This is a genomic window from Lachnoclostridium sp. An169 (assembly GCF_002160525.1).
Taxonomy (GTDB): domain Bacteria; phylum Bacillota; class Clostridia; order Lachnospirales; family Lachnospiraceae; genus Mediterraneibacter; species Mediterraneibacter cottocaccae.
Genome location: NZ_NFKT01000004.1, coordinates 201,699 through 220,256 on the forward strand (window position 1 = coordinate 201,699; position 18,558 = coordinate 220,256).

The 18,558-nt window shown below is 50.0% G+C and carries 16 protein-coding genes; 15 read left to right on the forward strand and 1 reads right to left on the reverse strand.

What is annotated here, in order from left to right; all coding sequences use genetic code 11:
- Nucleotides 1-23 precede the first annotated feature (23 nt).
- The 12 genes from B5F07_RS05030 (at nucleotide 24) to B5F07_RS05090 (ending at nucleotide 14,530) form a co-directional block, all read left to right on the forward strand.
- Nucleotides 24-371 (forward strand): type II toxin-antitoxin system PemK/MazF family toxin, encoded by a 348-nt coding sequence (locus B5F07_RS05030; protein ID WP_087160180.1) that lies wholly within the window; start codon nucleotides 24-26, stop codon nucleotides 369-371.
- A 112-nt stretch (nucleotides 372-483) separates the two neighbouring features.
- Nucleotides 484-1,215, forward strand: a complete 732-nt coding sequence (locus B5F07_RS05035; protein WP_087160181.1) for a YebC/PmpR family DNA-binding transcriptional regulator — start codon at nucleotides 484-486, stop codon at nucleotides 1,213-1,215.
- 17 nt (nucleotides 1,216-1,232) lie between these two features.
- Nucleotides 1,233-2,507, forward strand: a complete 1,275-nt coding sequence (locus B5F07_RS05040; protein WP_087160182.1) for an O-acetylhomoserine aminocarboxypropyltransferase/cysteine synthase family protein — start codon at nucleotides 1,233-1,235, stop codon at nucleotides 2,505-2,507.
- Nucleotides 2,508-2,806: 299 nt separating this feature from the next.
- Nucleotides 2,807-3,457, forward strand: a complete 651-nt coding sequence (locus B5F07_RS05050) for a ClpP family protease (protein ID WP_442911409.1) — start codon at nucleotides 2,807-2,809, stop codon at nucleotides 3,455-3,457.
- A gap of 47 nt (nucleotides 3,458-3,504) precedes the next feature.
- The gene (locus B5F07_RS05055) at nucleotides 3,505-6,093 is read left to right on the forward strand and encodes an FtsK/SpoIIIE family DNA translocase (protein ID WP_087160185.1); all 2,589 of its coding nucleotides are present in this window, start codon (nucleotides 3,505-3,507) and stop codon (nucleotides 6,091-6,093) included.
- A gap of 82 nt (nucleotides 6,094-6,175) precedes the next feature.
- Nucleotides 6,176-7,846 carry a formate--tetrahydrofolate ligase gene (locus B5F07_RS05060; protein WP_087160186.1) on the forward strand — a complete coding sequence of 557 codons (1,671 nt, stop codon included), beginning with the start codon at nucleotides 6,176-6,178 and terminating at the stop codon, nucleotides 7,844-7,846.
- A gap of 11 nt (nucleotides 7,847-7,857) precedes the next feature.
- On the forward strand, nucleotides 7,858-8,712 hold the full coding sequence (gene folD / locus B5F07_RS05065; RefSeq protein ID WP_087160187.1) for a bifunctional methylenetetrahydrofolate dehydrogenase/methenyltetrahydrofolate cyclohydrolase FolD: 855 nt from the start codon (nucleotides 7,858-7,860) through the stop codon (nucleotides 8,710-8,712).
- The gene (locus B5F07_RS05070) at nucleotides 8,709-9,974 is read left to right on the forward strand and encodes a chitobiase/beta-hexosaminidase C-terminal domain-containing protein (RefSeq protein ID WP_087160188.1); all 1,266 of its coding nucleotides are present in this window, start codon (nucleotides 8,709-8,711) and stop codon (nucleotides 9,972-9,974) included. Before folD ends, B5F07_RS05070 begins: the two co-directional genes overlap by 4 nt.
- A 157-nt stretch (nucleotides 9,975-10,131) precedes the next feature.
- A complete protein-coding gene (locus B5F07_RS05075; RefSeq protein ID WP_087160189.1) occupies nucleotides 10,132-11,313 on the forward strand; it encodes an iron-containing alcohol dehydrogenase in 1,182 nt (393 codons plus the stop codon).
- 206 nt (nucleotides 11,314-11,519) lie between these two features.
- Nucleotides 11,520-12,407 carry a sulfide/dihydroorotate dehydrogenase-like FAD/NAD-binding protein gene (locus B5F07_RS05080; protein ID WP_087160190.1) on the forward strand — a complete coding sequence of 296 codons (888 nt, stop codon included), beginning with the start codon at nucleotides 11,520-11,522 and terminating at the stop codon, nucleotides 12,405-12,407.
- Nucleotides 12,407-13,801: an NADPH-dependent glutamate synthase gene (gene gltA / locus B5F07_RS05085; RefSeq protein ID WP_087160191.1), complete on the forward strand. Its 1,395-nt coding sequence runs from the start codon at nucleotides 12,407-12,409 to the stop codon at nucleotides 13,799-13,801. The genes B5F07_RS05080 and gltA overlap by 1 nt, the downstream gene beginning before the upstream one ends.
- 15 nt (nucleotides 13,802-13,816) lie before the next feature.
- The gene (locus B5F07_RS05090) at nucleotides 13,817-14,530 is read left to right on the forward strand and encodes a DNA alkylation repair protein (RefSeq protein WP_087160192.1); all 714 of its coding nucleotides are present in this window, start codon (nucleotides 13,817-13,819) and stop codon (nucleotides 14,528-14,530) included.
- Between the two features lie 63 nt (nucleotides 14,531-14,593).
- On the opposite strand, the gene B5F07_RS22985 is transcribed toward B5F07_RS05090, so the two are convergent.
- Nucleotides 14,594-15,166 carry an FKBP-type peptidyl-prolyl cis-trans isomerase gene (locus B5F07_RS22985; RefSeq protein ID WP_242972435.1) on the reverse strand — a complete coding sequence of 191 codons (573 nt, stop codon included), beginning with the start codon at nucleotides 15,164-15,166 and terminating at the stop codon, nucleotides 14,594-14,596.
- A 308-nt stretch (nucleotides 15,167-15,474) separates the two neighbouring features.
- Between B5F07_RS22985 and B5F07_RS05100 the strand changes: the two genes are divergently transcribed.
- The 3 genes from B5F07_RS05100 to B5F07_RS05110 all read left to right on the forward strand — a co-directional run.
- Nucleotides 15,475-17,553: a HelD family protein gene (locus B5F07_RS05100; protein WP_087160193.1), complete on the forward strand. Its 2,079-nt coding sequence runs from the start codon at nucleotides 15,475-15,477 to the stop codon at nucleotides 17,551-17,553.
- Between the two features lie 13 nt (nucleotides 17,554-17,566).
- Entirely contained in the window at nucleotides 17,567-18,046 is a 480-nt protein-coding gene (gene rlmH / locus B5F07_RS05105) for a 23S rRNA (pseudouridine(1915)-N(3))-methyltransferase RlmH (RefSeq protein ID WP_087160194.1), read from the forward strand.
- Nucleotides 18,047-18,355: 309 nt separating this feature from the next.
- Nucleotides 18,356-18,558 (forward strand): helix-turn-helix domain-containing protein (locus tag B5F07_RS05110; protein WP_140397983.1); only part of this gene is annotated, 203 nt, incomplete at its 3' end.

Sequence of the window (18,558 nt, forward strand, 5' to 3'; positions counted from 1 at the left end):
ATTGAGATCGGAGTGTAGATGAGATGGTGATCAGACGCGGAGATATCTATTATGCAAACTTAAGCCCTGTAGTAGGGTCTGAGCAGGGCGGCGTGCGCCCGGTGCTTATCATTCAGAATGATGTGGGAAACCGGCACAGTCCCACGGTGATCTGTGCGGCGGTCACATCGAAGATGAACAAGGCGAAGCTTCCGACCCATATAGAGATCAGCACAAAGGATTACAATATCGTGAAGAATTCTGTGATTCTTCTAGAGCAGATCCGCACGATTGACAAGCAGAGGCTGAGAGAATTTGTATGCCATATCGACGCACGGATGATGAGAAAGGTAGACGAGGCAATCCGGATCAGTCTCGAGCTTCCTACATAATTTCTTTACAGATCGCAAAAAGAGTGATAAAATTGTAAGGCATAATATGCAGTTTGAAGCGAAACTGTGATTTATCTGATAGAAAACAAAGAGGAAAGAGGAGAATTGCAAGATGTCAGGACATTCAAAATTTGCAAATATTAAGCACAAAAAAGAAAAAAATGATGCGGCGAAGGGAAAGATCTTTACAAAGATCGGCCGTGAGCTGGCGGTAGCGGTAAAAGAGGGCGGCGGTCCGGATCCGGCAAATAACAGCCGTCTTCGCGATGTGATTGCCAAGGCAAAGTCAAACAACATGCCCAACGATACCATCGAGAGGAATATTAAGAAAGCGGCAGGCGAAGGATCCGCTGACAACTACGAGCATATTACATATGAAGGATACGGACCGGGCGGAACTGCCATTATCGTAAAGACGCTTACGGACAACAAGAACAGGACCGCGTCCAATGTGAGAAATGCATTTACAAAGGGAAGCGGAAATGTCGGAACTCCGGGATGTGTCTCCTTTATGTTTGACGAGAAGGGACAGATCTTCGTGGCGAAGGAAGACTGCAGCATGGATGCCGACGAACTGATGATGCTTGCGCTCGACGCCGGAGCGGAAGATTTCGTGGAGGATGAGGAGAGCTATGAGATCCTCACGGCGCCGGAGGCTTTCAGCGATGTCCGCCTGAAGCTTGAGGAGGCGGGAATTGAGATGGCAGAGGCTGAAGTGACGATGATCCCGCAGACTTATGTAGAACTGACCGACGAGAATGATATTAAAAATATCCAGAAAACTCTGGATCTTCTCGAGGAGGACGACGACGTTCAGGACGTATACCACAACTGGAATGAGTAAGAAGGAGGATCTTACAGATGAGCGACTACAGGATTGAAACAAAATGCGTACAGTCCGGCTATCAGCCGGGAGACGGAGAGCCGAGGATCCTTCCGATCTATCAGAGCACTACGTTCCGTTACACAAGCAGCGAGCATATGGGGAGGCTGTTTGATCTGGAGGAGTCCGGATACTTCTACACCAGACTGCAGAACCCGACCAACGATGCTGTGGCTGCAAAGATCTGTGATCTGGAGGGCGGTGTGGCTGCCATGCTCACATCTTCCGGCCAGGCGGCAAACTTCTATGCGGTTATGAACATTGCCCAGGCAGGCGACCACATTGTATGCGCGTCTGCTCTCTACGGCGGTACATATAATCTTTATGCACATACAATCAAAAAGATGGGAGTGGATGCCACATTTGTGGATCCGGACTGTTCTGAGGAAGAGCTGAACGCTGCCTTCCGTGAAAATACGAAAGCGGTGTTCGGAGAGACGATTGCCAATCCGGCCCTGGTTGTCCTGGATATTGAGAAATTCGCGAAGGCAGCCCATGAGCACGGCGTTCCGCTGATTGTGGACAATACATTTGCGACACCGGTGAACTGCCGGCCTTTTGAATGGGGCGCGGACATTGTGACACACTCCACCACAAAATACATGGATGGACACGCCGCATGTGTGGGCGGCGCCATCGTGGACAGCGGCAATTTCGACTGGACAGAACATGCGGACAAGTTCCCGGGACTGACAACGCCGGATGAGACATATCACGGCATGGTCTATACGGAGCGTTTCGGGAAAGCCGCCTATATTACAAAGGCTACCGCGCAGCTTATGCGTGACCTGGGATCCATCCAGTCCCCGCAGAATGCATTTCTGCTCAACATCGGGTTGGAGACGCTTCATCTGCGCATGCCGAGACACTGTGAGAATGCAGTGAAGGCCGCAACCTATCTGAAAAATCATGAGAAAGTGGCATGGGTGAACTGCCCGTCCCTTCCGGACAGCAAATATTATGATCTTGCACAGAAATATATGCCGAACGGCACCTGCGGCGTGATCACCTTCGGCCTGAAGGGCGGAAGACAGGCAGCCGTGGAAATGATGGACAAGTTAAAACTGATCGCCATCGTTACCCATGTTGCCGATGCCAGAAGCTGTGTGCTTCATCCGGCAAGCCACACCCATCGTCAGATGAACGAGCAGGAACTGCTTGAGGCAGGCGTTCAGCCGGATCTGATCCGGTTCAGCCTGGGAATCGAGAATATCGAGGATATCATTGCGGATCTGGAACAGGCACTGAGTTAATGAAAATGGTATGGATGTATACAATCTGCATCCATGCCATTTTTGCGCATGGAAAACCTGCTGTAAACATGCTGCTGTACATCAGATCCATGAAAGACAAAAGGAAAGGAACATGTATAAAAAAGAGCCTCCGTTCAAATACTAGCAGGGAAAAGATGCTGCCGGTAAATAGTGTGCTGACAGCAGAAGCTGCTGACAAGGAGGAAAAATGAATGGAGAAGGAAAACCGCGAAGAACCGGACCGGGAAAATACAGATGTACAGGAAGAGAGGAACAGAAAAGATGAAGAAATCCGTGAGATGGGAACTCTTTCTCTGCAGAACGGAGCAAAAAAACGGGGAATTCAGCTCCTGACGATCATCGGAGAGATTGAAGGGCATGAGGCCGTTTCGGGTAATACCAAGGCTACAAAATACGAACACCTGCTGCCGCGGCTTGCGGAGGCGGAGGAGGATGAGGAGACGGAAGGAATCCTGATTCTTCTCAACACCCTGGGCGGAGATGTGGAGGCCGGCCTTGCCATCGCGGAGATGATCGCATCTCTGAGCAAACCGACGGTATCCCTTGTTCTCGGTGGCAGCCATTCGATCGGCGGCCCGCTGGCCGTGTCGGCGGACTACTCGTTTATTGTCCCGACGGGAACGATGATCGTCCATCCGGTCCGCTCCACCGGCATGTTCATCGGAGTGATTCAGAGCTACCGGAACATGGAGAGGACACAGGACAGGATCGCCAGGTTTATCGCAGACCACTCAAAGATCTCACAGGAGCGTCTTCTTGAGCTGATGCTTGACTCCACCCAGCTGGTCAAAGACGTGGGAACCATGCTGGAGGGGAAAGAAGCGGTGGAAGAGGGGCTGATCGATGAAGTCGGGGGAATCAGCCAGGCGCTTGCCAAGCTCCGGGAGCTGATCGATGAGCGGCGGGCTCTGGACAGGAAATTCAAATAATGATATACTATTGAAATAGTATGTTTAATTAACAAGGGGGAAATTTGATGGCTGCGAAACAGACAAAACGGAAAAAGAGCACAAAAAGCAGGCCAAAAAGCAAAAAAGCACAGCAGCAGAATACGGAGATTATGGGAGAAATCTTCATTCTTGCCGCACTGGCGGTATGTATTCTGCTCGTATTGAGTAATTTCGGACTCGGTGGAATCGCAGGGGAGGCGGTCTCATCCGTACTGTTCGGACTGTTCGGACTGATGGCATATCTTCTGCCGTTTGTCCTTTTCGGCGTGACGGCGTTTCTTCTCTCTAACAGAGGAAATTCCCACGCCTATATAAAGACGGGAGCAGGGATTGTCCTGTTCCTGCTGATCGCGGCGGTTCTGGAACTGATTACGAATCAGTATGAGCAGGGAACGCCGGTCCTTACATATTACCGGATGTCCGCGGAAGGAAAAAGCGGCGGAGGCATAGCGGGGGGATGCATAGTGACTCTGCTCTGTCCTCTGATCGGAGAGATCGGCACATATGTCGTGCTCGTGATTCTCTCTGTTATCTGCCTGATCCTGATTACAGAGCGGTCTCTGCTCTCGCCGATAGGAAAGCAGGGAAGAAAGGCATACGACGAGGCCAGGAAAAAGCATCAGGAGACAGTGGCGCTGAGAGCGCAGCGAAGAGCGGAAAACGCTGCAGGAGGCACTGCAGGAGACACTGCCGCGGATGGAAACAGAGGCAGATCCGGGAAACGCAGGGACAATAAAGTGTCCGGTGTATCATTTGCAACGACTCTCGCTCCGGAGGAATCTGCAAAAGGGCGGAGAGGAAAGAGAGGACGGAAGTCCCCGGAGATTCAGGAACTGACTCCGGACGGGGCTGTTCCGGTGTCTTCCCCGGCATCACAGCCTTCCCAGATGTCACTGGACGAGTATTTTGTGATCAACCGCGCCGAAGAGCCGGAGACGAAAGGCGAGAGCGGAGCGGAGACAGAGACGGCACGTGAGGAGGCGCCCCGCGAGACGGAGCACACATCTGCGCCGGAGCAGGCGGCTGCAGCGACGGTCCAGCCGTTTAAGAAAGGACGCCGCGGATCGAAACAGGATGCCGCGGAGGTGGCAGCTGAGGCGGAGAATGTTGCAGAGTCCGTGCGGGAACATGAGGAAGCAGTCAGACCGGAATACCAGTTCCCGCCCATCTCGCTTCTGAAGAAGGGAAAGAAATCCGGCGGAGATTCCGATGCCCATCTGCGGGCTACGGCTCTGAAGCTGGAGCAGACACTGCAGAACTTCGGCGTAGGCGTACATGTGACCAATGCGAGCTGCGGACCGTCTGTCACCCGGTATGAACTTCAGCCGGACCAGGGCGTCAAGGTGAGCCGTATCGTGGGACTTGCCGATGATATCAAGCTGAATCTGGCTGTGGCTGATCTGAGAATCGAGGCACCTATTCCCGGAAAAGCGGCAGTGGGAATCGAGGTCCCGAACAAGGAGAACACTGCTGTCATGCTGCGGGATCTTCTGGAATCCAAAGAGTTCCGCGCAAGCAAGTCGCCCATCACCTTTGCCGTCGGAAAGGATATTGCCGGAAAGGTCGTGGTTGCGGATATCGGCAAGATGCCACATCTTCTTGTGGCGGGCGCTACCGGTTCGGGTAAATCAGTGTGTATCAACACACTGATTATGAGCATCATATATAAGGCAAATCCGGATGAAGTCAAACTGATCCTTGTGGATCCCAAGGTCGTGGAACTCAGTGTCTACAATGGAATCCCGCACCTGATGATTCCGGTTGTCACAGATCCTAAGAAGGCGGCAGGCGCGCTGAACTGGGCTGTGGCTGAGATGGAGAAACGCTACAAGCTCTTTGCAGAATATAATGTGCGTGACCTGAAGGGATTCAATGAGAAAGTCGTCCGCGGGGAGACCGGGGACGAGATCAAAAAGAAACTTCCCCAGATCATTATCATTATCGACGAGCTTGCGGATCTTATGATGGTGGCACCCGGGGAAGTGGAAGGGGCAATCTGCCGTCTGGCACAGCTTGCCCGCGCCGCGGGACTGCATCTGATCCTGGCGACGCAGAGACCTTCCGTCAATGTCATCACCGGACTGATCAAGGCGAATATGCCATCACGAATCGCGTTTTCTGTTTCTTCAGGCGTAGATTCGCGGACCATCATCGATATGAACGGTGCCGAGAAGCTGCTCGGAAAAGGAGACATGCTTTTTTATCCGTCAGGATATCCGAAGCCGGTCCGCGTACAGGGATCCTTTGTCTCTGACGAAGAGGTGCAGGGCGTGGTGGATTACCTGATCAACAATAACGGCAATGTCTCCTACGACGAGGAGATCGAGGAACATATGAACACGAACCTTCCCGCTCAGGGAACAGGTCCGGCAGCCGAGGAGGGCAGTGACAGAGACGCCTATTTTGCCGAGGCGGGAAAACTGATTATCGACAAGGAGAAGGCATCCATCGGCATGCTCCAGAGGATGTTCAAGATCGGTTTCAACCGGGCTGCAAGGATCATGGATCAGCTGGCGGAAGCCGGGGTAGTGGGACCTGAAGAGGGAACCAAACCCAGAAAAGTACTGATGACAAAGGAAGAGTTCGATACATACCTGGAGGAGAACGGCTCATAGAACAACGGAAGAAAACAGGAAAATAGATAGAAGATTAAAAGAAGATTATAAACGGAAGATAATAAAAGGAGGAAAATGACGGATGAAGACAGACATTCAGATCGCACAGGAAGCAGAAATGGAACATATCAGGGATGTGGCGGCAAAGATCGGAATCCCGGAGGAGGAGTTGGAGTTTTACGGAAAGTACAAGGCAAAGCTGTCCGATGATCTCTGGGAGAGAATCAAGGACAACAAGGACGGCAAGCTGGTCCTTGTGACAGCGATCAATCCCACTCCTGCAGGTGAGGGAAAGACAACCACTACGGTGGGACTCGGCGAGGCGATGGCAAAGCTCGGCAGAAAGGCACTGATTGCCCTGAGAGAGCCTTCCCTGGGACCCTGCTTTGGAATCAAAGGAGGGGCTGCCGGTGGCGGCTATGCCCAGGTAGTTCCCATGGAAGATCTGAACCTGCATTTCACCGGAGATTTCCATGCCATTACATCAGCCAACAATCTCCTTGCGGCAATGCTGGACAATCATATCCAGCAGGGAAATGAACTTGGCATCGATCCGCGCCAGGTTGTATGGAAACGCTGTCTTGACATGAATGACCGGGTGCTGAGAAATATTGTGGTAGGCCTGGGAAACAAGACGGACGGAATGGTCAGGGAGGATCACTTCGTGATCACTGTTGCCTCAGAGATCATGGCAATCCTCTGTCTGGCAGATAACCTGGCAGATTTGAAGGAGCGGCTCGGCAGGATCATAGTGGCTTATAACTTCGCCGGAGAGCCGGTCACTGCAGATGATCTCCATGCCACAGGCGCCATGACCGCACTTCTTAAGGATGCCATCAAACCGAATATTATCCAGACACTGGAGCATACGCCTGCTCTGGTACACGGCGGGCCTTTTGCCAATATCGCCCATGGATGCAACAGCGTCCGTGCCACAAAGATGGCCCTCAAACTCAGTGATATCACGATCACAGAGGCCGGATTCGGTGCCGATCTGGGAGCGGAGAAATTCTTCGATATCAAATGCCGGATGGCGGGACTCAAGCCTGACGCTGTAGTTCTTGTTGCAACTGTCCGTGCTTTGAAGTATAATGGAGGAGTTGCAAAGAGCGATCTGGCAGAGGAGAATCTGGATGCTCTTGCAAAAGGAATTGTCAATCTTGAAAAGCATATAGAAAATATACAGAAATATGGTGTTCCTGTGATCGTCACCCTCAACTCATTTGTGACAGATACGGATGCGGAGAATGAGTTTATCCGCAGATTCTGTGAGGAGAGAGGCTGCGAGTTCGCGCTTTCCGAAGTCTGGGCAAAAGGCGGAGAAGGCGGTATTGCGCTGGCAGAAAAAGTGCTTGATACTCTGGAAAACAAAGAGAGCCATTTCGCGCCGCTCTATGCGGATGATCTCTCCATTAAGGAGAAGATCGAGACAGTGGCAAAGGAGATCTACGGTGCCCGGGGCGTTGTCTATGAGCCGGCTGCAGAGCGTCAGATTGCAAAGATTGAGGCAATGGGATTCGCCTCCTTCCCGGTCTGTATGGCAAAGAACCAGTATTCCCTGTCTGACGACGCGAAGAAACTTGGCAGACCGGAGAATTTCGATATTCATATCCGTGAGGTGTATGTGAGTGCGGGAGCCGGATTCGTGGTGGCGCTTACCGGCGCGATTATGACCATGCCCGGACTGCCGAAAGTACCGGCTGCAAACGGAATCGATGTCACAGAAGACGGAAAGATCACAGGACTGTTTTAAAGGAGAAATCAATGCCACAGTTAATCGACGGAAAACGGATATCACAGCAGATCAAAGACGAGTTGAAAGAAGAAACAGCAAAATTAAAGGAAGCGGGAATCCGCGTATGTCTTGCAGTCGTACAGGTCGGAAATGATCCGGCTTCCACGATCTATGTAAACAATAAAAAGAAAGCCTGCGCCTATATCGGAATCGAATCCCGGTCTTATGAGCTGCCGGAAGAGACGACAGAAGATGAGCTGACTGCCCTGGTAGAACGGCTGAATGAGGACAGGGAAGTAAACGGGATCCTCGTTCAGCTTCCCCTTCCTGCGCATATCGATGAAGACCGGATCATCCGGACCATTTCCCCGGATAAGGATGTGGACGGATTCCATCCGGTCAGTGTGGGCCGGCTCTGGATCGGAGAGAGAGGCTTCCTCTCCTGCACGCCGGCGGGGATCATCCAGCTTTTAAAGCGTTCCGGCATTGCAATCGAGGGAAAAGAATGTGTGATTGTCGGCAGAAGCAATATCGTAGGAAAGCCGATGGCCGCGCTGCTCCTGCGTGAGAACGGAACAGTTACCGTGACTCACTCCAGAACAAAAGATCTCAGAGAAGTAACGCGAAGAGCGGACATTCTTGTTGTTGCCATCGGGAAAAAGCAGTTCATTACCGCAGACTATGTAAAAGAAGGGGCTGTCGTGATCGATGTGGGAATGCACCGGGACGAGAACAACCACCTCTGCGGAGATGTGGATTTTGACAGTGTGGCGCCGAAGACATCGGCGATCACTCCGGTTCCGGGAGGAGTCGGTCCCATGACGATTGCCATGCTGATGAACAACTGTGTTGAGACGGTCAGGAGGCGGGAGGATACGCTATGAGATGTACACGCTGCGGAGCAAATATTCCGGATGACCAGATGATTTGTCCCGAATGTGGCGCGGAAGTACAGATCGTACCGGACTACAATCCTCTGGATGATGTCCTTACACGAGAAGTCAGAGGATCCGTCGAGGGGGCGACAAGGCAGATTCAGACTGACGATATCAGAAAGTACCAGAGAAAAAGCGGAACACAGAACGGGAATTCGACCCGGGTGCTGAGTCAGGAAGAGATGGACCGGCTCCGGGAAAAGAGAAGAGAGCAGGCCCGGCGCTCCAGAAACGCCGGGAGAAATACGGAACTGCGGCGGCAGCAGCAGAGGGCAAAGCGGCTGGAAGCAGCCAGGAGAAAGAGAAGGAATCTTCTGATTACTCTTTTTGTCCTTCTTGTTCTCATTGTTGTGGTGATCTATGTCGCCTACATAAACTCCTATACAGGAGTGATGAAGAGCGGTTACCGTGCCCTGCAGGAGAGAAATTACGAGACGGCGGAGGAATATTTCAACCGTGCCGTGGTAAAGGACCGTTCGAGAGCGGAAGCTTACATCGGCCTTTCGGAGATATACCGGGATCAGGATGATCTGGATGGTGCGGAAGATGTATTTCTGACAGCGCTTGAGAGCCAGCCTACAAACACGGCGATCTATCAGGCAGTCATTGATTTTTATATGGACACAGAGCAGCAGGAGAAGATCTCGGTACTCCTTGCTTCCTGCGATGATCAGGGCGTGCTGGATGCTGTTGCGGATTATGTTTCCGCTGCGCCCACGTTCAGTCTGGCGGACGGGACTTATGAAGAAGTGCAGGAGGTGTCCATTACCTCCGAGACGGGAGGAACCATTTACTACACTACAGACGGTACGGATCCGACGACGGCGAGCACTCAGTATACGGAGCCGATCCTTCTGCAGAAAGAAGAAACTACAGAGATCCGGGCGATTGCTGTCAATGCAAATGATATTCCCAGTGTAGTGTCCACGGCGAAATACACCATTGAATTTCCTCTTGTTGACGCGCCGGCTGTGAATCCGGCAACCGGACAGTATACGGAGCCGACCCAGATTACGATTACTGTTCCGGAAGGGTATACCGCATATTATACGACAGACGGAAGTACGCCGACTGCGGATTCCACACAGTACACCGGACCTGTCGATATGCCCCAGAACCAGCAGATCATATTCAGCGCAGTTCTGATTAATAATAACAATGGAAAAGCAACCGCAGTTACGACGAGAAATTATATTTCCAGAATAGATTAAAGAAGATAAAAAGGCGTTTTCCGCCGGTTTTCAGAGCAGCCCTGTCTGCGTTAAAATTTTATCAGATTTTAACACAATCAGGGTTGCTTTCTTGTATATATAGAGCTATAATATAAGCGTTAAAAAAATAACAATATACATAAAGGAGATGCTTGAGATGAGCAGATTTTGTTTACCAAGGGACATTTATCATGGAAAAGGAAGCCTGGAGGAACTGAAAAACCTGAAGGGTAAAAAAGCCATTCTCGTTGTTGGCGGAGGTTCCATGAAACGTCAGGGCTTCCTTGCAAAGGCTGAGAACTACCTGAAAGAAGCCGGCATGGAAGTACAGGTTTTTGAAGGGGTTGAGCCGGATCCGTCTGTTGAGACCGTTATGAAGGGTGCAGAGGCTATGCGTGCTTTCGAGCCGGACTGGATCGTTGCCATGGGCGGCGGATCACCGATCGATGCTGCAAAGGCTATGTGGGCATTCTACGAGTATCCGGATATCACATTTGAGGATCTTATCACACCGTTCAGCTTCCCGGAACTGAGACAGAAAGCAAAATTCGCTGCAATTCCGTCCACATCCGGTACAGCAACAGAGGTAACAGCTTTCTCCGTTATCACCAACTATCAGACAGGTGTAAAATATCCGCTTGCTGACTTCAACATTACTCCGGATGTTGCAATCGTCGATCCGGATCTTGTATCGGGACTTCCGGTAAAACAGGTCGCTTACACAGGAATGGATGCACTGACACATGCGATTGAGGCATATGTATCCACACTCCACGGACCGTTTACAGATCCCCTTGCACTGCAGGCAATCGAGATGGTACTGGATTACCTTCCGGCATCTTATGACTGCAACATGGAGGCAAGAGAGCAGATGCACTACGCACAGTGCCTTGCAGGTATGGCATTCTCCAACGCACTGCTCGGTATCGTTCACTCCATGGCTCACAAGACAGGCGCCGCGTTCTCCACAGGACATATTCCGCACGGATGCGCAAACGCAATTTATCTTCCTTATGTAATTCAGTATAACGCAAAAGATCCGGTAGCTGCTTCCAGATATGCAGAGATCGCACGCAGAATGGGACTTCCGGGAACATCCGAGCAGGCTCTGATCAACAGCTTAAGAGAGAAGATCAACGAGTTCAACGCAAAGATGAACATTCCGAAGACACTGAAGGACTTCGGCGTAAACGAGGAGGAGTTCAAGGAGAAACTTCCGGAGATCGCTGAACTTGCAGTCGGTGATGCATGTACAGGTTCCAACCCGCGTCCGATCGATCCGGCAACGATGGAGAAACTTCTCACATGTACATATTACGGAACAGAGGTAGACTTCTAAGAGACGGATTTCCGGGAGGAATATTTCGAAACGAAAAACGCTCTTTGAAGGATATCTTAAAATAACAGTAACGGGCAGACACTGATTAAGGTGCCTGCCCGTTCTGCGGTCAGGCAGAAAGTGCAAAAGAGCACAATCAGTGCTTGCCAATGTCCTGTTTATGGCGTATTATAAAAAAAGGGCGATTTTTTACAAGGAGGAGAAACATGTATAAGATATTAAAAGCAGAAAAACTGGCGGACAGAATTTTTCTGATGGATGTACATGCGCCGCGTGTCGCAAGTCACTGTCAGCCCGGTCAGTTTGTTATCGTGAAAATTGACGAGAAAGGCGAGCGTATTCCGCTGACAATCTGCGATTACGACAGAGAGGCAGGAACGATTACGATTGTTGTTCAGGAAGTCGGCGCTTCCACAACAAAGATGGGAGAGCTCAGGGAAGGAGACAGCTTCCGCGATTTCGTCGGACCTCTTGGATGTCCTTCCGAGCTTGTCCATGAGGATCCTGAGACACTGAAAAACAAGAAGATCCTTTTCGTTGCCGGAGGCGTGGGAGCAGCTCCGGTTTATCCGCAGGCAAAATGGCTTCACAAGAGAGGTGTTGCGGCGGATGTGATCGTCGGAGCCAAGACGAAAGACATGCTGATTCTTGAGGATGAGATGAAAGCCGTGTCCGGAAATTACTATCCGTGTACAGACGACGGTTCCTACGGACACGCAGGAATGGTTACAAGCATGATTGAGGAGCTTGTAAATGAAGGAAAGAAATATGATGTCTGCATCGCGATTGGACCAATGATTATGATGAAGTTCGTCTGCCTTCTGACAAAGAAACTTGAGATCCCCACTGTTGTCAGTATGAACCCCATCATGGTGGACGGAACCGGAATGTGCGGCGCATGCCGTCTCCAGGTCGGAGATGAGATCAAGTTTGCATGTGTTGACGGTCCGGAGTTTGACGGACACCTGGTAGATTTTGACCAGGCAATGAAGAGAAGCCAGATGTACAAGACCCAGGAGGGACGCGCAATGCTTAAACTCCAGGAGGGCGATACACATCACGGCGGATGCGGACATTGTGGAGGTGACGAATAATGGCAGATATGTTAAAGAAAGTTCCTGTAAGAGAACAGGATCCGAAAGTACGTGCGACAAATTTCGACGAAGTTTGTCTTGGATATAATCTGGAAGAGGCTATGGATGAAGCGACCAGATGTCTGAACTGCAAAAACGCAAAATGTGTGCAGGGATGCCCGGTTTCCATCGATATTCCGGCTTTCATCCATCAGGTGAAAGAAGGAAATATCGAGGAAGCCTATAAAGTAATTGGAAAATCAAGTGCGCTCCCGGCAATCTGCGGCCGTGTCTGCCCGCAGGAGTCCCAGTGCGAGGGCAAATGTATCCGCGGAATCAAGGGCGAGCCGGTATCTATCGGAAAGCTGGAGAGATTTGTTGCGGATTATGCTCTTGAGCATGATATCAAACCGGAAGTGTCTGAGACAAAGAACGGACACAAGGTAGCTGTCATCGGTTCCGGTCCGTCCGGCCTGACATGTGCGGGAGACCTGGCAAAGATGGGATATGATGTCACAGTATTTGAGGCTCTCCACGAGCTGGGCGGCGTTCTTGTATACGGTATTCCTGAGTTCCGTCTTCCGAAACAGAAAGTCGTGGCAAAAGAGATCGAAAAAGTAAAAGAACTGGGCGTGAAGTTCGAGACCAACGTGGTAATCGGAAAGTCTACGACCATTGACCAGCTTATGGAAGAGGAAGGATTCGAGGCTGTGTTCATCGGTTCCGGTGCAGGTCTACCGATGTTCATGGGAATCCCGGGAGAGAATGCGAACGAAGTGTTCTCCGCAAACGAGTACCTGACAAGAAGCAACCTGATGAAAGCGTTCGATGATTCTTACGATACTCCGATTGCTGCCGGAAAGAAAGTTGCTGTCGTAGGCGGTGGAAACGTGGCAATGGATGCGGCGAGAACAGCACTGCGTCTTGGCGCTGACGTACATATTATCTACAGAAGAAGCGAGGCGGAACTTCCTGCCCGTGTGGAAGAGGTTCACCATGCGAAGGAAGAAGGCGTTGTCTTTGATCTGCTCCGGAATCCGAAGAAGATCAACGTGGATGAGAATGGAAATATCACAAGCGTCACAGTGATCAAGATGGAGCTTGGCGAGCCGGATGCTTCCGGAAGAAGACGTCCGGTTGAGATCCCGGGATCTGAATATGATATCGAAGTGGATACGGTTATCATGTCCCTCGGTACATCCCCGAACCCGCTGATCTCCTCCACTACAAAGGGACTGGAGACGAACCGCAGAAAATGTATCGTTGCTGATGAAGAGAACGGACAGACCTCGAAAGAGGGCGTATTCGCCGGTGGAGACGCTGTGACAGGCGCGGCTACGGTTATCCTTGCCATGGGCGCAGGAAAAGCAGGTGCAAAGGGAATCGACGAGTACCTGAAAAATAAAGAGAAATAAACCACATCACACTTTATGAGAAGGATAACAGAAGAGATCCGCGAGCACCTCTACGGGCTTGCAGAGGAAGATTACAAAAGTTTTAACAGGAATATTGTGCCGGGAGAGGAACGGATCCTGGGAGTACGTCTCCCAGCGCTCCGGAAACTGGCTCGGGAGACTGCGAAGAGGTTTGGGACAGCTTATCTGGATGATGCGGAGAAGTCGCTGAACGCAGAGTCGCTGCATGAAGAGATTACACTTTACGGACTGGTAATTTCATGCCTTAAGATGGACCGGGAGCAGCGCAGTATCCGGCTTGACAGATTTGTGCCGCTGATCCGCAACTGGGCGATCTGCGACACCTGTGTCACAAGCTGTAAGTTCATGCCCGAAGATCCCGATTACTGGTTCGCCTACCTGGAGAAATACCGGGACAGTGATAAGGAATACGATCTCCGGTTTATGATTGTGGCGATGATGTCCCATTTTATCGATGAGGAGCACATTGACCGCATTCTGGATTACTGTAACCGTATCCGGCACGATGGTTATTATGTGAAGATGGGCGTCGCATGGGCTGTGTCCGTGTGCTATGTAAAGTTCCCGGAAAAGACCGGAATATTTCTGGAAAATGATAGAATGGATGATTTTACCCATAATAAATCGATTCAGAAGATCCGGGAATCCTACCGGGTGAGCCGGGAGGAGAAAGACGCCCTGAATCTCCTGAAAAGAAAAACGCGGTAATATTACAAAACGAAAAGCCCTGATAGCGGTCCCATATAGGATCGACATCAGGGCATATATATTTTATTCGTAAATACCGTTGATCGTAACCGTAAATACCGCGTCCTGTCCGGCAAGATCTGCTGTGTAATCGTCCGGGAAGGTGACGTTTACCTCAACGGTATCTCCCGGGTGGGCGCCGATAAGCTGCTCTTCAAAATCATCGATGTAGCTTCCGGAACCGATTACCAGATCTGTACCTGCGCCGTTGGTACTGCCGCCGTCAAATTCCACGCCGTCCACGGTACCGACATAATCGATATTGACCGTGTCGCCGTCCTCGACAGTGAGGGAGGTGTCAGTGGAATATGCTGTACTGCTGTTATCTGTGCTGTCTGCGGATGATCCGTCAGAAGAATCGTCTGTGCCTGACGTATCGTCTGCTCCGGTATTGCTTTCTGTGGTTGTGCCATTTCCGGAAGTGTCGCCGCTGCCGGACTGCGAGTTGTTATAGACGATGATCGCCACAACAATAATAACAACGACAAGCAGAGGAATTACCACTGCCAGGATCTTGCTTAATTTCCTGCGGAACTCCCGTTTTCTTCTCTCTTTTGCCCGGCGCTCCTGTGCCATTTTTCTGTTTTCCTTTTTCATTGCAATCAACCCTCATTTCATATATACTGTTATAACACCTGATATTTTAATGAAAAAGTATGACTAAACTGTGATCTTTTTTCGAAAAATACATGGTATGCCGTGAACGGTTTGTTCTGCCTGTATGCTTTGAACATTCGGCAGGGCTTTCGCGGACCGGAAAATCATGGTATACTGTTATATACTGTGACCTGGCTGCTTCCGGCAGATGTGAAATTACAGACCAACAAGAAGCAGCAGACAAACAAGAAACAGCAGAAAGATTTAGAATTGCAGACAATAGATTGATTTTTGGGGAGTAAGAAACGATGACAGAAAAAATAAATACAGAAGTAAGAGAAAACGAAACAGATACTCCGGCAGATCCGGGAGGAAAAAAATTCCTTGAAAATGTAGAGACAAAACTGAAGAAGCGTCTTGAAGACATCAACAATACACTGGATGAAGGTGCAAAGGAAATTGCAAACATGCAGGAGTACTACTGGGAAAACTATACGGAGATGGATCAGTACGGCTACGAGGACTATGATAACCAACAGGCGCTCCTGCATCAGGTGAATGCCAACCAGGATCAGCTTGCGCTGAAACACCGGTTTGAGAAAATGCTGGATTCCCCGTTCTTTGGCAGGGTAGATTTCTGTTTTGACGGGGAGGATGAGGCGGAACCGTTTTATATCGGCATCGGGAATTTCGCGGAGCGGGCGGGGATGACGCCTCTGATCTATGACTGGAGGGCGCCGGTGAGCGGACTGTTCTATGACTATGATAAGGGCCCTGCTTCCTATGAGGCTCCTGCGGGACAGATTGAAGGAGAGATCTGCTCCAAATGGCAGTACAAGATCCGGGACGGAAAGATGGTCTATGCCTTTGAGAGCGATACGAAGATTGATGACGAGATCCTCAAGCAGGAACTGGGGAATAACGGCGACGTCCGCCTGAAAAACATTGTGCGGACGATCCAGAAAGAGCAGAATGCCATTATCCGCAACACGAAGGATAAGATTCTCGTTATCCAGGGGGCTGCGGGAAGCGGGAAAACATCCATCGCCCTGCACCGGATCGCATACCTTCTCTATCACGACCGGGCAAACCTGAAATCATCCAATGTGCTGATCCTTTCTCCGAACAGTGTGTTTGCGGATTATATCTCCCATATCCTGCCGGAGCTGGGGGAGGAAAATATTCAGGAGATGAGTTTTGATCTCTTTGCGTACCGGGAACTGAAAACCGTTGTCGCTGACTGCGAGGACCGTTACGACCATCTGGAGAGGATGATGAAATTTCCGGATCCTGAGATGCGTGAGCAGTTCCAGATGAAACAGTCGGCAGATTTTGCAGGACTGATCGAGGGATTCCTGGCGGTTTCCGAGGACAGCCTGATGGATTTTCGGGAGATCAGTTTCCATGGGATGAAGCTCTCCGAGGAGGAACTGATCCGCCTGTTTTACTTCAAATTTCCTGGAACGCCGCTCCTTGCAAGAATGGATGCGGTGATGGAGTATTTCATCGATGAGTATGAGACGCTGCGGGGAAAAGACATTTCTGATGAAGACCGGGAAGTGCTGCAGAAAAAGTTTGATGCGATGTACACTACAAAAGACATCTATGAGATCTACAGCCGTTTCCTGGAAGAATATGGGTATGAGCCGCTTCCGGAAGTTCCCTATGAGCGCAGAAAGCTTCAGTATGAGGATGTGTTCCCCATGCTTTATCTGAAATACCGCCTGACCGGACGCAGCCGTAACAAGAATATCAAGCATCTGGTGATCGATGAGATGCAGGATTATTCTTATATCCAGTATCTGGTACTTCAGACTCTCTTTGACTGCCGCATGACAATCCTCGGGGACCGGGCGCAGACACTGGACAGCGAACAGCAGGATGTGCTTACATTCCTTCCGAAGATTTTCGGAAAGAACATCCGGAAAATTGTGATGAACAAGAGCTACCGGAATACTTACGAGATCGCGAAGTACGCAGAGAAAATCAGCGGTGTAACAGGGCTTGAACTTCTGGAGCGGCATGGAAAAGAAGTGGTTGAGCAGGCATTTTCCACAGAAGATGCGATGCTTGAGGCAATCCGCGCTCATCTGAATCTGGGAGCAGACGGCTTTGAGACCGCCGCAGTGATCACCATGACGGAAGAGGAGGCTTATGACATTTACCGTCTTCTGCTGAATATGGGTGTGGATGCAGCTTATGTGGACAGGGACAGCTCGGCGTTTAAGAAAGGGCTTACTGTGACTACATTTTATCTGGCAAAGGGACTGGAATTCGATCAGGTATTTGCGGTGAAAGGAAAAGAAGGAAATCCGCTGAAAGAACAGGCAGAATATATCTGTGCTACGAGGGCACTGCACGAGCTGTATATGTATGAGACGATCTGAGAGGAGATTTATTTTGAAGATCACATTAATCACAGTAGGAAAAATCAAAGAAAAATATCTGCGGGACGCCATCGCAGAGTATACGAAACGGTTGAACAAGTACTGTAAACTGGAGATCATCGAGGTGGCGGATGAGAAGACGCCTGACCAGGCAAGCGGGACTGTGGAGGAGAATATTCGGACGAAGGAAGGAGAGCGCATCCTGAAATATATCCGGGATGATATGTATGTGATCACTCTGGAGATCGCAGGAAAGATGCTCTCCTCCGAGGAGTTTGCCGAAAAGGTCGAGACGCTCGGAATCCAGGGGAAGAGCAGTATTGCCTTTGTCATCGGCGGTTCCATCGGTTTGGGGAAGGAAGTGCTGAAACGGTCTGACTTTGCGCTGAGTTTCTCAAAGATGACGTTCCCCCATCAGCTGATGCGGGTGGTGCTGTTGGAGCAGGTGTATCGGGCGTATCGGATAATCAATGGGGAGCCGTATCACAAGTAAGTGCGGTTTTTTCGCATTTAGTTGTAATATGGTATGAAGTAATGAATCATGTGGAGTATTTGAAAGGGAGTGGACGATGATGTTCCGCTCTCTTTTCGTATGGGTAAGAAAGACAATGACAGGGAAATAAACGAATGGTATAATGAAGTAAAAATAGGTCGACAGATTGGAATTTACAGGACTCAAGGCTATAAACTAATAAAAATTTCCTTGTCAAAGAATCTTTGCGTTTAAAATAACGGACTGTAAAAGAATGTTTGCTTTTCTGTTTGTAACATTCCACTGATAATGTCCTTAGGAGGTATAACGATGAGTATTGGAAAAACAATATTAAATGTTCGAAAGGAAAAAGGAATGTCACAGGAGGAATTCGGCGGATTATTCCATGTTACAAGACAGACGATATCAAATTGGGAGAATGAAAAAAACTATCCAGATTTGAATACGTTAGTAACTATGAGTGATATGTTTGAAATTTCTCTGGATAAATTATTGAAGGAGGACAAACAAAT

Bases quoted from the DNA above. Each gene is read 5' to 3' on its own strand.
- B5F07_RS05030 (WP_087160180.1), top strand. From the start codon at position 24: ATGGTGATCAGACGCGGAGATATCTATTATGCAAACTTAAGCCCTGTA.
- gltA (WP_087160191.1), top strand. From the start codon at position 12,407: ATGGCAGATATGTTAAAGAAAGTTCCTGTAAGAGAACAGGATCCGAAA.
- folD (WP_087160187.1), top strand. From the start codon at position 7,858: ATGCCACAGTTAATCGACGGAAAACGGATATCACAGCAGATCAAAGAC.
- B5F07_RS05055 (WP_087160185.1), top strand. From the start codon at position 3,505: ATGGCTGCGAAACAGACAAAACGGAAAAAGAGCACAAAAAGCAGGCCA.
- B5F07_RS05080 (WP_087160190.1), top strand. From the start codon at position 11,520: ATGTATAAGATATTAAAAGCAGAAAAACTGGCGGACAGAATTTTTCTG.
- B5F07_RS05040 (WP_087160182.1), top strand. From the start codon at position 1,233: ATGAGCGACTACAGGATTGAAACAAAATGCGTACAGTCCGGCTATCAG.
- B5F07_RS05070 (WP_087160188.1), top strand. From the start codon at position 8,709: ATGAGATGTACACGCTGCGGAGCAAATATTCCGGATGACCAGATGATT.
- B5F07_RS05100 (WP_087160193.1), top strand. From the start codon at position 15,475: ATGACAGAAAAAATAAATACAGAAGTAAGAGAAAACGAAACAGATACT.
- B5F07_RS05075 (WP_087160189.1), top strand. From the start codon at position 10,132: ATGAGCAGATTTTGTTTACCAAGGGACATTTATCATGGAAAAGGAAGC.
- B5F07_RS22985 (WP_242972435.1), bottom strand. From the start codon at position 15,166: ATGAAAAAGGAAAACAGAAAAATGGCACAGGAGCGCCGGGCAAAAGAG.
- B5F07_RS05050 (WP_442911409.1), top strand. From the start codon at position 2,807: ATGGGAACTCTTTCTCTGCAGAACGGAGCAAAAAAACGGGGAATTCAG.
- B5F07_RS05060 (WP_087160186.1), top strand. From the start codon at position 6,176: ATGAAGACAGACATTCAGATCGCACAGGAAGCAGAAATGGAACATATC.
- B5F07_RS05035 (WP_087160181.1), top strand. From the start codon at position 484: ATGTCAGGACATTCAAAATTTGCAAATATTAAGCACAAAAAAGAAAAA.
- B5F07_RS05090 (WP_087160192.1), top strand. From the start codon at position 13,817: ATGAGAAGGATAACAGAAGAGATCCGCGAGCACCTCTACGGGCTTGCA.